The 12,583-nt window shown below is 73.3% G+C and carries 13 protein-coding genes; 10 read left to right on the top strand and 3 right to left on the bottom strand.

The annotated features are described in order from the left end of the window. Nucleotides 1-7: 7 nt before the first annotated feature. A complete protein-coding gene (locus AB0C99_RS14200; RefSeq protein ID WP_362474346.1) occupies nt 8-1,435 on the top strand; it encodes a dipeptidase in 1,428 nt (475 codons plus the stop codon). 47 nt (nt 1,436-1,482) lie between these two features. Continuing rightward, nucleotides 1,483-2,430: an NAD(+) diphosphatase gene (gene nudC / locus AB0C99_RS14195; RefSeq protein ID WP_362474343.1), complete on the top strand. Its 948-nt coding sequence runs from the start codon at nt 1,483-1,485 to the stop codon at nt 2,428-2,430. An 80-nt stretch (nt 2,431-2,510) separates the two neighbouring features. Here the strand turns inward: nudC and AB0C99_RS14190 are convergent, their stop codons facing one another. Beyond that, nucleotides 2,511-2,753: a mycoredoxin gene (locus tag AB0C99_RS14190; RefSeq protein ID WP_062752343.1), complete on the bottom strand. Its 243-nt coding sequence runs from the start codon at nt 2,751-2,753 to the stop codon at nt 2,511-2,513. A gap of 159 nt (nt 2,754-2,912) precedes the next feature. On the opposite strand from AB0C99_RS14190, the gene AB0C99_RS14185 reads away from it, so the two are divergent. The 5 genes from AB0C99_RS14185 (at nt 2,913) to AB0C99_RS14165 (ending at nt 6,806) form a co-directional block, all read left to right on the top strand. Then, the gene (locus tag AB0C99_RS14185; RefSeq protein ID WP_362474339.1) at nt 2,913-5,099 is read left to right on the top strand and encodes an ATP-dependent DNA helicase UvrD2; all 2,187 of its coding nucleotides are present in this window, start codon (nt 2,913-2,915) and stop codon (nt 5,097-5,099) included. 171 nt (nt 5,100-5,270) lie between these two features. Beyond that, nucleotides 5,271-5,654: a hypothetical protein gene (locus tag AB0C99_RS14180; protein WP_362474337.1), complete on the top strand. Its 384-nt coding sequence runs from the start codon at nt 5,271-5,273 to the stop codon at nt 5,652-5,654. Nucleotides 5,655-5,827: 173 nt separating this feature from the next. Continuing rightward, a complete protein-coding gene (locus AB0C99_RS14175; protein WP_362474334.1) occupies nt 5,828-6,199 on the top strand; it encodes a WhiB family transcriptional regulator in 372 nt (123 codons plus the stop codon). Continuing rightward, nucleotides 6,196-6,519: a hypothetical protein gene (locus tag AB0C99_RS14170; RefSeq protein ID WP_362474331.1), complete on the top strand. Its 324-nt coding sequence runs from the start codon at nt 6,196-6,198 to the stop codon at nt 6,517-6,519. Before AB0C99_RS14175 ends, AB0C99_RS14170 begins: the two co-directional genes overlap by 4 nt. Nucleotides 6,520-6,623: 104 nt before the next feature. After that, the gene (locus tag AB0C99_RS14165) at nt 6,624-6,806 is read left to right on the top strand and encodes a hypothetical protein (RefSeq protein ID WP_362474328.1); all 183 of its coding nucleotides are present in this window, start codon (nt 6,624-6,626) and stop codon (nt 6,804-6,806) included. 3 nt (nt 6,807-6,809) lie between these two features. Here the strand turns inward: AB0C99_RS14165 and AB0C99_RS14160 are convergent, their stop codons facing one another. Together AB0C99_RS14160 and AB0C99_RS14155 are read right to left on the bottom strand one after the other, a co-directional pair. Next, on the bottom strand, nt 6,810-8,222 hold the full coding sequence (locus tag AB0C99_RS14160; protein WP_362474325.1) for an AarF/ABC1/UbiB kinase family protein: 1,413 nt from the start codon (nt 8,220-8,222) through the stop codon (nt 6,810-6,812). Between the two features lie 39 nt (nt 8,223-8,261). Next, on the bottom strand, nt 8,262-9,386 hold the full coding sequence (locus AB0C99_RS14155) for a ThiF family adenylyltransferase (RefSeq protein WP_362474322.1): 1,125 nt from the start codon (nt 9,384-9,386) through the stop codon (nt 8,262-8,264). A gap of 177 nt (nt 9,387-9,563) precedes the next feature. Between AB0C99_RS14155 and AB0C99_RS14150 the strand changes: the two genes are divergently transcribed. The 3 genes from AB0C99_RS14150 (at nt 9,564) to AB0C99_RS14140 (ending at nt 12,566) form a co-directional block, all read left to right on the top strand. Next, a complete protein-coding gene (locus AB0C99_RS14150) occupies nt 9,564-10,139 on the top strand; it encodes a M48 family metallopeptidase (protein ID WP_362474319.1) in 576 nt (191 codons plus the stop codon). A gap of 115 nt (nt 10,140-10,254) precedes the next feature. Beyond that, nucleotides 10,255-11,871, top strand: coding sequence for a TerD family protein (locus AB0C99_RS14145; RefSeq protein WP_362474317.1), 1,617 nt, complete (start codon nt 10,255-10,257; stop codon nt 11,869-11,871). 14 nt (nt 11,872-11,885) lie between these two features. Next, nucleotides 11,886-12,566, top strand: coding sequence for an AIM24 family protein (locus tag AB0C99_RS14140; protein WP_362474314.1), 681 nt, complete (start codon nt 11,886-11,888; stop codon nt 12,564-12,566). Nucleotides 12,567-12,583: the final 17 nt, after the last annotated feature.

Here is a 12,583-nt window from a genome sequence, read left to right as displayed (position 1 = left end):
CGGAGCCATGAGCCAGACCCCGGACAACGCCGTCCGTCCCGTCCACACCGCCCGCGCCGAGGCCGTCCGCGCGTACGTCGCCGAGCACCGCGCCGCCTTCCTGGACGAGCTCGCCGAGTGGCTGCGCATCCCGTCGGTCTCGGCGGAGCCGGCGCGCGCGGACGACGTGCGGCGCAGTGCCGACTGGCTCGCGGACCGGCTGGCGAGGACGGGCTTCCCGACCGTGGAGGTCTGGGAGACCGACGGCGCCCCGGCGGTCTTCGCCGAGTGGCCGTCGGGGGAGCTGGACGCGCCGACGGTGCTGGTCTACGGCCACCACGACGTGCAGCCCGCCGCGCGCGAGGACGGCTGGCACACGGACCCGTTCGAGCCGGCCGTGATCGACGGACGGATGTACGCGCGGGGCGCCTCCGACGACAAGGGCCAGGTGTTCTTCCACACCCTCGGCGTCCGCGCCCACCTCGCCGCGACCGGCCGCACCGCGCCCGCGGTCAACCTGAAGCTGCTGGTGGAGGGCGAGGAGGAGTCCGGTTCGCCGCACTTCCGCGTCCTGGTGGAGGAGCGCGCGCAGCGCCTGGCGACCGACATCGTGATCGTCTCCGACACCGGCATGTGGTCCGAGACCACCCCGACCGTGTGCACCGGGATGCGCGGGGTCGCCGACTGCGAGATCGACCTGTACGGCCCCGACCAGGACATCCACTCCGGCTCCTTCGGCGGCGCGGTGCCGAACCCGGCCACCGTCGCGGGCCGGATCGTCGCCGCCCTGCACGACGCGGACGAGCGGGTCGCGATCCCCGGCTTCTACGACGGGGTGACCGAGCTCTCCGACGCGGAGCGGGCGCTCATCGCCGAGCTGCCCTTCGAAGAGGCCGGCTGGCTGACCACCGCCAAGTCGCACGGCACCCTCGGCGAGGCGGGCTTCTCGACGCTGGAGCGCGTCTGGGCCCGCCCGACGGCCGAGGTCAACGGCATCGGCGGCGGCTACCAGGGCCCCGGCGGCAAGACGATCGTCCCCGCCGCCGCCCATCTGAAGCTGTCCTTCCGGCTGGTCGCCGGACAGGACCCGGCGCACATCGAGAAGGCCGTCCGCGGCTGGCTGGCGGGCCTGGTCCCGTCCGGCGTGCGGTACGAGATCGTCTTCGGCGCCCCGACCCGGCCGTGCCTGACCCCGCTGGACCACCCGGCCCTGAAGGCCGTGGCCGGGGCGATGAGCCTGGCCTTCGACGGCGCCAAGGTCCGCTACACCCGCGAGGGCGGCTCCGGCCCCGCCGCCGACCTGCAGGACGTGCTGGGCGCGCCCGTCCTGTTCCTGGGCATCTCGGTGCCCTCCGACGGCTGGCACGCCCCGAACGAGAAGGTCGAGCTCGACCTCCTCATGAAGGGCGTCGAGGCCACCGCGCACCTCTGGGGCGACCTGCCCGCCGCCCTTTGAGCCGCCAGAACGCCTGATCCACCGATCCGGGGGAGTTGGAAGCACCTGTGAGCACCTTCCGTAACGAGGCCGCGGACCGTCCGATCGGACTGACCGCGCCGAGCGGCATCGACCGCGCCGCCCACCACCGCCTGGACGAGGCGTGGCTGGCGGCGGCCTGGAGCCACCCCACGACCCGGGTGTTCGTGGTCTCGGGCGGCCAGGTGCTGATCGACGACACGCCGGACGGCCGTACCGAGCTGGTGATGACCCCGGCCTTCGAGGCCCCGGTCACCGAGACCCACCGCTACTTCCTGGGCACGGACGCCGACGGCGTCTCGTACTTCGCGCTCCAGAAGGACAGCCTGCCGGGCCGCATGGACCAGTCCGCCCGCCCGGCCGGCCTCCGCGAGGCGGGGCTGCTGCTCTCGCCGCGCGACGCGGGCCTGATGGTGCACGCGGTGGCGCTGGAGAACTGGCAGCGGCTGCACCGCTTCTGCTCGCGCTGCGGGGAGCGGACCGTGGTGGCGGCGGCCGGCCACATCCGCCGCTGCCAGGCGTGCGGCGCCGAGCACTACCCGCGCACCGACCCGGCGGTGATCATGCTGGTCACCGACGACCAGGACCGGGCGCTGCTGGGCCGCCAGGTGCACTGGCCGGAGGGCCGCTTCTCGACCCTGGCCGGCTTCGTCGAGCCGGGCGAGTCCATCGAGCAGTCGGTGGCGCGCGAGGTCTTCGAGGAGGCGGGTGTCACGGTCGGCGAGGTCGAGTACGTGGCCAGCCAGCCCTGGCCCTTCCCGTCCAGCCTGATGCTGGGCTTCTTCGCCCGCGCGACCTCCTCCGAGATCGCGGTGGACGGCGAGGAGATCCAGGAGGCCCGCTGGTTCTCCCGCGAGGACCTGACCGCCGCCTTCGAGTCGGGCGAGGTCCTTCCGCCGTACGGCATCTCGATCGCCTCCCGCCTGATCGAGCTCTGGTACGGCAAGCCTCTTCCGAAGCCGGGCGACGTGCTCTGACCCCGCCCCGCGGAACATGGAACAGCCCCCTCCGGTCATGCCGGAGGGGGCTGTTCCATGCCGAGGGGCGCGCCGCGGGCTCAGGCGCCGATCTTCTGCTTGACCTGGGCGAGCGACGGGTTCGTCAGGGTCGAGCCGTCCGGGAACAGGACGGTCGGGACGGTCTGGTTGCCCCCGTTGGCCTTCTCGACGAACGCGGCCGAGTCCGGGTCCTGCTCGATGTTGATCTCCGTGTACGCGATGCCCTCGCGGTCCATCTGGCTCTTCAGCCGGCGGCAGTAGCCGCACCACGTCGTGCTGTACATCGTCACAGTGCCCTGCATGGCCTGGCGCTCCTCTTCTCGCGGTCGGGTCCGAGGGAAGAACGTACGCGGTGACCCGGCCATTCCCGGATCCGGCCCCCTTCGCCGTTCATATGACCGGTGACACATCCCTGTGGACGAGCCGCCGCACGCGCCGACGGGACCTGGCAGCATGGCGGAGTGACAGCAGCAACGCCCCCCACTCTCTTCCCGCGGGTCCCCGAGACGCCCGACGCGGTGCTCGACGGGCTCGACCCCGAGCAGCGCGAGGTCGCCCTGGCCCTGCACGGACCGGTGTGCGTGCTGGCCGGGGCGGGCACGGGCAAGACCCGTGCCATCACCCACCGCATCGCCTACGGGGTCAGGGCGGGCATCCTGGCGCCCGCGAGCGTGCTCGCCGTCACCTTCACCAACCGCGCCGCCGGAGAGATGCGCGGCCGGCTCCGCCAGCTCGGCGCGGGCGGCGTCCAGGCCCGCACCTTCCACTCCGCCGCCCTCCGCCAGCTCCAGTACTTCTGGCCGAAGGCCGTCGGCGGAGAGCTGCCCCGGCTGCTGGAGCGGAAGGTCCAGCTCGTCGCCGACGCCGCCGCCCGCTGCCGGATCCGCCTCGACCGCAACGAGCTGCGGGACGTCACGAGCGAGATCGAATGGGCCAAGGTCACCCAGACCGTCCCCGCCGACTACCCGGCCGCCGTCGCCAAGTCGGTCCGCGAGGCCCCGCGCGACCCCGCCGAGATCAGCCAGGTCTACGCGATGTACGAGCAGCTCAAGCGGGACCGGGACGTCATCGACTTCGAGGACGTGCTGCTGCTCACCGTCGCCATCCTCCAGGACCGGCACGACATCGCCGACCAGATCCGCCGCCAGTACCAGCACTTCGTGGTCGACGAGTACCAGGACGTCTCGCCGCTCCAGCAGCGCCTGCTCGACCTGTGGCTCGGCGACCGCGACACCCTGTGCGTGGTCGGCGACGCCAGCCAGACCATCTACTCCTTCACCGGCGCCACCCCCGACCACCTGCTGAACTTCCGGGTCCGCCACCCGGAGGCGACGGTCGTGAAGCTGGTCCGCGACTACCGCTCCACCCCCCAGGTCGTCCACCTGGCCAACGGGCTGCTCGGCCAGGCCCGCGGCCGGGCCGCCGAGCACCGCCTGGAGCTGGTCTCCCAGCGCGACCCGGGCCCCGAGCCCCGCTACGCGGAGTACGGGGACGAGCCCGCCGAGGCGGAGGGCACCGCCCGCCGGATCCGGGACCTGATCGCCGCGGGTGTCCCGGCCGGCGAGATCGCCGTGCTCTACCGGATCAACGCCCAGTCCGAGGTCTACGAGCAGGCCCTGGCCGACGCCGGCGTCCCCTACCAGCTGCGCGGCGCCGAGCGCTTCTTCGACCGCGAGGAGGTCCGCAAGGCGGGTGTCGCCCTGCGCGGCGCCGCCCGCGCCGGGGGGAACGACGCGCTCCTCGACGACGTCGACGACCTGCCCGCCCAGGTCCGCGCGGTGCTCTCCAGCACCGGCTGGACCGAGCGCCCGCCGACCGGCTCCGGCGCGGTCCGGGACCGCTGGGAGTCGCTGGCCGCGCTGGTCCGGCTCGCCGAGGACTTCGCCCGGGCCCGGCCCGGCGCCACCCTCTCCGACCTGGTCGCCGAGCTCGACGAGCGGGCCGCCGCCCAGCACGCGCCCACCGTCCAGGGCGTCACGCTGGCCTCGCTGCACGCCGCCAAGGGCCTGGAGTGGGACGCCGTCTTCCTGGTCGGCCTCGCCGAGGGCATGATGCCGATCACGTACGCCAAGACCGACGAGCAGGTCGAGGAGGAGCGCCGGCTGCTCTACGTGGGCGTCACCCGGGCCCGGGTCCACCTGACGCTCTCCTGGGCGCTCTCCCGCTCCCCGGGGGGCCGTGCCTCCCGGCGCCCCACCCGCTTCCTGACCGGGCTGCGGCCCGGCTCCGGGACGCGCGGGACGGCCGGGGCGGGAGGCGGCGGCGGGATCGAGCGCGGCGCCGCCGGGGGCCGCCCCGAGCGGCGCGGGCGGCGCGGTCCGGCCCGCTGCCGGGTCTGCGGGACCACCCTGACCGACGCCGGCGAGATGAAGCTGATGCGCTGCGAGGACTGCCCGTCCGACATGGACGAGGGGCTGTACGAGCGGCTGCGCGACTGGCGGGCCGGACAGGCCGGCCGACTCGGCCAGCCGGCCTATTGCGTGTTCACCGACAAGACGCTCATGGCGATCGCCGAGCGGGTCCCGGAGTCCGGCGGGGAGCTCGTCGGGATCCCCGGGGTGGGCGTCCGCAAGCTCGACCGCTTCGGGGCCGACGTTCTCGCCATCTGCGCAGGTGAGGACCGTGGACGAAGCGACGACGAGACCTGAGGAAAACTCGTCGGAAAAATAGTTTGCGCCCGCCCCGTCAAGCCCCATAGGTTCTTAACCACGGAAACAGCGGCTTCTTCGAAGCCCTGTCTTCGTGCTGTACTTGTCCAAATAAACATGAGGGTCCGGCTCACCCCGAGCCCTCCGAGACGCCGAAGGGAGGCGATTCCAGTGATCAGCATCATCGAGAACATCAAGACCAGCACCGCCAAAATGACCGATCGCTCGGTCGTCTCCGCCAGCGCTCTCGGCTTCACCGCCGACGCGTCCGTCTCCGGCTCTCTTTGCACCTCGGCGTCCTTCGCGACCTCGGCTCTCCTGGTCAGCACTCTGCCCGGCACCGGTATGCCCGTTCTCGGCATGGCGGACCTGCTGGTCGAGCGGCCTGAGACCAATGAGCGACCGACCAAGGCACTGGAAGCAGGAGTAGCAGGCAAGGCCACGGCTTATGGCTTTGCGGCGACCGGTGCCGGTTTTGAGACGAAGCAGCAGACGACGCAGCACCACCTGATGTGGGCCTTCCGTGGGCTCGAACCCTGGAGTGATCCAGCCTGATCTTCGATCAGGCCGGCGCCTTCAGGGCCGCGGAACCCCACCCGGGATCCGCGGCCCTTCTGTTTGTCCCCGAACGGGGACGACGGACCGAAGGGGCCTCGGGACCAGCAGCAACCGGTACCAGCAGAGATCCCGGCCCACCGGCCGGAACGACAGACGAGGAAGAACACCCCGTGCAACTCGAAGCGCACGCCCCGTCCGTACCGCCTTCCGAAACGATCCCCCCGCCCGGCCTCACGGAGGACTCCACCTTGACCCCCCTCACCGCGCTGACCGCGCTCGACGACGCCATCGAGAACCTCGGCGTGCCCGTCCCCTGCCGCTCCTTCGACCCCGAGGTCTTCTTCGCCGAGTCCCCGGCCGATGTCGAGTACGCCAAGTCCCTCTGCCGGACCTGCCCGCTGATGGCGGCCTGCCTCGCGGGCGCCAAGGAGCGCCGTGAGCCCTGGGGTGTCTGGGGTGGCGAGCTCTTCGTCCAGGGCGTGGTCGTCGCCCGCAAGCGGCCCCGTGGCCGTCCGCGCAAGAACCCGGTTGTCGCGGCATGAACGTCACCGGAACCATCGACCGCCCCCTCACGCACGATCCCCAGAAGCAGGCCCCGATGACCTCGCCCGCCCACGAGCCCTCCGGCTCCGCGACCCCAGACGTTTCGATCCTCGGCGCGAACCGCTCGCGTCAGAACAGGACCCGTGAGATGCAACTCATCCCAGAAGCCCTGGCCCGTGCCCATATGCACGACCGCCTGCGCGAAGTCGACGCGGAACGCCAGGCCGTGCGCCTGGTCGCCGCCCGGCGGATGCAGCGGCGCGCCGAGCGCGTGTCCATGCGCGCCCGCCGCGCGCTCGCCATGGCCGTCATGCACTGACCCAGGCAGCCAGGAATCACCTCCCGCGGGGGCCGGTCCGAACGGACCGGCCCCCGCGGTGCGTTGCCCCGCCGAAGGCCGCTCGTCGGGTTATCGTCACGAAGGTGAACGACGCCCCCACCCCCGAGGCCCCGTACGTGTGCGTCCGCTGCGGCAGGACGGCCCGGGAGCTGCCGCTGACCTGGACCTGCTCGGTGGAGAACGGCACCCGCCAGTACTTCTGCGAGGAGTGCGCCCGCGCCAACATCAGGGCCATCGAGGGCCGCCTGGACTCCGCCTGGTGGTGACCCCTACCCCTCCGCCTCTTCCGCCGCCGCCTCCTCTTCCGCGAAGCCGGGCAGCCACGCCGCCAGCTCGTCCCGCAGCCGGACCGTCGCGTTCAGCTGGCACAGCACCCCGATCGTGCTCAGCGTCACGCGGTGTATCAGCAGATAGGCCGGCGGCAGATTGAGCTGCTTGCCCAACTGGTGGGCGGGGGAGCGGGGATCGGCGATCCGCGCGGCCTGGGCGCGCATCCAGCCCCGGGTGAAGACGAAGGACTCCGCCTCGGCCGGCTCGATGATCGGCAGCAGGTACTCCAGGACCGCGTCCGGGTCGAGCGCGATGGACTCCTTCACGAAGCCCTCCTCGCACAGCAGCCGGTAGACCGTCTCGGCGTCGCCGGCCAGGGTCATCCGCAGACAGGTCCCGATCGTCTCCGGCAGCCCGCCGGGCAGCCGGTCCACCGTGCCGAAGTCCAGCACCCCCAGTCGCCAGCTCCCGGGCTCCCCGGCCCCGCCGCCCGAGTCGTCGCCGCCCGGGCCGTCGCCGTCGGCCGGGCCCGCCGGGCCGGGCAGCAGGCGGAAGTTCCCCGGGTGCGGATCGGCGTGCAGCAGGCCCGTGCGCGCGGGACCGGAGAAGAGGAAGCGGGCCAGCAGCTGCCCGGCCCGGTCCCGCTGCTCCGGGGTGCCGTCCGCGATCACCTCCGACAGCGGGAGCCCGTCCATCCACTCCGTCACCAGGACCTGCTCCGACTGGTGGACCACCGCCGGGACCACCACGTCCGGGTCGTCCGCGAACTCCGCCGCGTGCTCCCGCTGCGCCTGCGCCTCCAGCCCGTAGTCCAGCTCCTCCGCGACCCGGTCGCGCAGCTCCGTGATCAGCGGCTTGATGTCCATCCCCGGGATCAGCGGGCCGAGCAGCCGGGCGAAGCGGCTGAGCTGGGTCAGGTCCGACAGCAGCGCGTCCCCCGCCCCCGGATACTGCACCTTGACCGCGACCTCGCGCCCGTCGTGCCACACCGCCCGGTGCACCTGCCCGATCGAGGCCGCAGCCGAGGGCTTCTCCTCGAACTCCAGGAACAGCTCCCGCCACCCCTCGCCGAGCCGCTCCGCGAGCACCGCGTGCACCGTCCGGGTCGGCATCGGCGGCGCCGCCTCCTGGAGCCTGGTCAGCGCCGCCCGATAGGGCCCCGCGACCTCCTCCGGAAGCGCCGACTCGAAGACGGACAGCGCCTGCCCGAACTTCATCGCCCCGCCCTTGAGCTCCCCGAGCACCTTGAACAACTGCTCGGCCGTGCGCTGCTGGAGCTCCCGCGCGACGAGCTCCGCCGACTTCCCGCCGATCCTCTTGCCCAGCCCCCAGGTGGCCCGGCCCGCGAAGCCCAGCGGCAACGCGGCCAACTTGGCGGTCCGGGTGACCGCCTTCCGGGGAAGATCAGACATTGCGCCCTCCAAGTCCCAGACTGCCGTGCCGGGCAGGCCCTATCCCGCCATTGTGTCCTGCGCCCTCCCCGCCGCCGAGGAAGGCTCCGCCCTTCGTGCGCGCCAGGCCCCGCACGGGCACTCCGGATGGGCCCGCAGCCGCTCCGCCCGCCACTCCAGCGACGGCAGCGACACCTCCCAGCGGGCCCCGGTGCTCGACGGCGGGTCCCCGTCCAGGAACGCCAGGGCGTGCGCCGCCGCGAGGCCCGCGACCGCCGAGGCCAGCGCCACGTCGCAGGCGGGCAGCGCGTGCGGCGCCCCGGACCGCCACTGCGCGGGCAGCCGGGGCCAGACCGGCTCCCGCTCGCACCGCTCCCGCTGCCCGCACCCCGCGCACGCGGTGGCACCCGGCAGCACCAGCGGGCCCACCACCCCCGTCGCCTCCAGGACGCCCGCGTACAGATGGGGGGTGCCGGTGGCGATCCAGTCCTCGGCCGGCAGCGGGTCCGGCACATAGGCCCCGAGGCCGTCCCGGGGTGTCACCACCACGAGTGAGAGTCCCGGCTCGCCGCCCGCGTCACCCGGTCCGGTACGAAGCTCCCGCGGCGCCCGGCCGCCCGGCGCCGAGCGGCCCACCAGCCGCCGGGCCGCCACCGCGCGCCGCTCGCCGACCGCCTCGGCGGGCATCCCGCCCGGCGACACCTCCCAGGGCGTGACCGCGCCCCCGTCCAGCACCTCCACCCGGCCCACCCCCGCCGCCGACAGCAGCGCCGCCACCGCCGCGCCGACCCGCCCGGCACCTCTGACCCGCACCCGCAGCGCCCGCCGCGCCGCCAGCGTCCGGGCCGCGCCGTCCGGGGCGCGGTGCACCACGGAGAGCGAGGCCAGGTCCGCCCGCACCGGGTCGAGCGCCGGGTCCGCCCGCTGGAGCGCGGCGTCGGCGACCAGGCCCGCCGCGGCCAGCCGCCCGAGCAGCGCCTCCAGATGCCCCTCGGGCAGCCCGAGCGCCCGCGCCTCCGCCCGCAGCAGCTCCATCCCGCGGGTCCCGTCGAACAGCCCGATCAGGCTCCCGGTCGTCGTGTCCACGGGCCCCAGGACGACCGCGTGCGCGGGCGTCACCCCGAACTGCACGTACTGCAGATCGCGCCAGGCGCGCCGCAGCGCCGGTTTGACCATCGGATGCATGTCCCCGCCCCCTCCGAGAATCCTTAATGATCTTTCTTCGTCCTGCCGGGCCTTTCGGCTCCGAGGTCAGATTGCCCCGGCGGCGCGATCGGCGCGGAAAGTTGTCCACAGGCCCGTGGCATTAATCATTTGAATGGTGCGGGACTTCCCGCGCCGCCAGCGGGTAACGTCGGGCAGGTGCCGGCCGACCCACAGCGCAGCGTGACGAGCGATCCGCCCCGCGGTTCCGGGACGAGCGCGGTCGAGGTCCGCAGAAGCTCGCGCCGGAGCCGTACCGTCTCCGCGTACCGCGAGGGCGACCGGACCATCGTGCTCATCCCGGCCCGGATGTCGGAGGCCGAGGAGCAGCGCTGGGTCACCGTCATGCTGGACAAGCTGGCGGCCCAGGAGAGCCGCGGCGTCCTCGGCGACCGCGAGCTGACCGAGCGCGCCGAGCGCCTCGCCGAGCAGTACTTCGGCGGCCGGGCCCGCCCCAGCTCCGTCCGCTGGGTCACCAACCAGAACACCCGCTGGGGCTCCTGCACCCCCTCCGAGGGCAGCATCCGGCTCTCCCACCGGCTCCAGGGGATGCCCGAGTACGTCGTCGACTACGTCCTCTGCCACGAGCTGGCCCACCTCCTCGTGCCCGGTCACGGGCCCCGCTTCTGGCGCCTCCTGGAGGCGTATCCGCGCACCGAACGGGCCCGCGGCTATCTGGAGGGCGTGGTGGCCGCGGGTCGGCTGCCGCATCTGCCGACCGCTCCCGAGGAGTGATTCCGGAAGTGCTCCGGTTCTGTACCGAATGCGTTCGGGCTTGGCCGGATGTCGTGGGCAGCCGTTAGCCTGGCGCGACGCAATCGTGCATCGGGATGGGGGACGGTCGTCACATATGGCCAGGGAATTCCAACGCGGCCACAAGGCCAAGATCAGTGATCTCACGGCGGGCACCGATCTGTACGTGGGCGTGCAGATCGCGGCGCCCGGTCTGACCTTCGACATCAGCTGCTTCGGCCTCGACGCGGACGAGCGGCTCTCGGACGACCGGTACTTCGTCTTCTTCAACCAGCCGAAGTCGCCCGAGGAGTCCCTCCAGCAGCTCGGCGCGCAGGCGGGTGACACCGAGTCCTTCCGCGTCACCCTCGACCGGATCCCCGCGCACATCCACAAGCTGTCCTTCACCGCCACCATCGACGGCGCCGGACAGATGTCGCAGGTCGGCCCCGGCTGGATCCGGATCGTCGCGGGCGGCGAGGAGGTCGCGCGCTACGCCTTCACCGGCGCGGAGTTCTCCACCGAGCGCGCGGTCATGCTCGGCGACTTCTACCTGAAGGACGTCTGGCGCTTCGCCGCCGTCGGCCAGGGCTTCGACGGCGGCCTGGAGGCGCTGCTGAGGAACTTCGGCGGCGAGGTCGCCGAGGAGGAGCCCGCCGCGCCGCAGGCCCCGGCCGCCGCCCCCGGCTTCGCCCCGCCCGCGCAGGCCGCCGCCCCGCCCGTCTTCGGCGTCCCCGCGGCGCCCGCGGCCCCGGTCCCGGCCCCCGCTCCCGCGCCCTCCTTCGGCGCCCCGCAGCCGCCCGCCCCGGCGCCCGCGCCCGCCCCGGTGCACACCGCGCCGACGATGGTCGCGCCGCTGGCGCCCGCGGCCCCGCCCGCTCCGCCCGCCCCGGCCCCCGCGCCGTACGGGCAGCCGCCGCAGCCCTCCGCCCCGTACGGGCAGGTCCCCGGCCAGACCCCGCCGCCCGGCTACGGGCAGCCGGCCCCCGCCCCGTACGGGCAGCCGCAGTTCGGCCAGGTCCCCGGGCAATTCGCCCCGCAGCCGGGCGTCCCCCAGGGCGCCCCCGCCACCGGTGCCGGGCTCGCCGCCGCGCTCGCGCCGTACAAGGAGGCCGCGACCGGCGCCCGCTGGACCCCGCAGAACCAGCAGCTCATGCGGGTGGACCTCGCCATGGGCGGCGCCCCCGTGCTCGCCCGCCAGGGCTCTATGGTCATGTACCAGGGCAAGGTCGACTTCGGCTACAAGGGCGCGGGCTTCGCCGGCCGGATCGTCGGCAACGCCACCGGCCAGGAGATGCAGCTGATGCGCTGCACCGGCCGCGGCCAGGTCTTCCTCGCCGAGAACGGCGCCCATCTGCACCCGATCGAGCTCCAGGGCGACGGCATCTGCGTCTCCGCCGAGAACGTCCTCGCCTTCGACGAGTCGCTCCACCACGAGGTCCGCCGCATCGAGGGCCACGGCATCCCCGGCGGCGCCCTGTTCACCATGCAGTTCCAGGGCACCGGCACCGTCGTCGTGAAGACCCACGGCGTCCCCGTCGTGCTGCCCGTCACGCCGACCACCTTCGCCGACTGCAACGCCGTCGTCGCCTGGTCGGCCGCCTCCCAGGTCATCCTCTCCAGCCAGGTCCGGCTGCGCCGCAACGCGTACCCCGGACACAGCGGGGAGACGGTGAACCTGCAGTTCCGGGGCGCCCCCGGCAACTTCATCGTCGTCCAGCCCTACGAGGTCTGAGGGAGCCCGGAACCATGAACCAGCAACTCGCGGGCTACGCCCCGACCCCCGTCACGGCCCGCATGGAGAACCACGGCCGCTCCATGCTCAAGGTCGCCATGGCCACCGGCCAGGACCTCTACGCGCGCAGCGGCTCGATGGTCGCCTACGAGGGCTTCATCACCTACGAGCCCAACCCGCCCGCCGTCCGCCAGGTCGCCTCCCAGTGGCTCACCGGCGAGGGCGCCCCCGTCATGAAGTGCTCCGGCGACGGACTGCTCTACCTCGCCGACTACGGCGCCGACGTCGTCGTCATCAACCTCGACGGCGAGGCGCTGTCGGTGAACGGCAGCAATCTGCTCGCCTTCGACGCGCACCTCCAGTGGGGCGTCGAGCGGGTCAAGGGCCTCGCCAAGTTCGCCGGCCAGGGCCTCTTCAACGTCCAGGTCGCCGGCACCGGCTGGGTCGCGCTCACCTCGCGCGGGACGCCGGTCGTCGTCGACTGCGGGCGCGGCGAGGACGAGACCTACGTCGACCCGGACGCGCTCGTCGCCTGGTCGCCCGCGCTCAAGGTCAAGGGCAAGCGCAGCTTCAAAGCCTCCTCCCTCATCGGGCGGGGCAGCGGCGAGGCGTACCAGATGGCCTTTTCGGGCCAGGGCATCGTCGTCGTACAGCCGAGCGAGGACAGCACCGACCGGATGCGGATCCGGGGCTGAGGGGGAGCGAGAAAACA

The sequence above is a fragment of the Streptomyces sp. NPDC048659 genome, from assembly GCF_040650575.1.
GTDB lineage: Bacteria > Actinomycetota > Actinomycetes > Streptomycetales > Streptomycetaceae > Streptomyces.
This window is presented reverse-complemented; position numbering and strand designations above follow the sequence as displayed.

Bases quoted from the DNA above. Each gene is read 5' to 3' on its own strand.
- AB0C99_RS14145 (WP_362474317.1), top strand. From the start codon at position 10,255: ATGGCCAGGGAATTCCAACGCGGCCACAAGGCCAAGATCAGTGATCTC.
- AB0C99_RS14200 (WP_362474346.1), top strand. From the start codon at position 8: ATGAGCCAGACCCCGGACAACGCCGTCCGTCCCGTCCACACCGCCCGC.
- AB0C99_RS14140 (WP_362474314.1), top strand. From the start codon at position 11,886: ATGAACCAGCAACTCGCGGGCTACGCCCCGACCCCCGTCACGGCCCGC.
- AB0C99_RS14160 (WP_362474325.1), bottom strand. From the start codon at position 8,222: ATGTCTGATCTTCCCCGGAAGGCGGTCACCCGGACCGCCAAGTTGGCC.
- AB0C99_RS14155 (WP_362474322.1), bottom strand. From the start codon at position 9,386: ATGCATCCGATGGTCAAACCGGCGCTGCGGCGCGCCTGGCGCGATCTG.
- AB0C99_RS14170 (WP_362474331.1), top strand. From the start codon at position 6,196: ATGAACGTCACCGGAACCATCGACCGCCCCCTCACGCACGATCCCCAG.
- AB0C99_RS14190 (WP_062752343.1), bottom strand. From the start codon at position 2,753: ATGCAGGGCACTGTGACGATGTACAGCACGACGTGGTGCGGCTACTGC.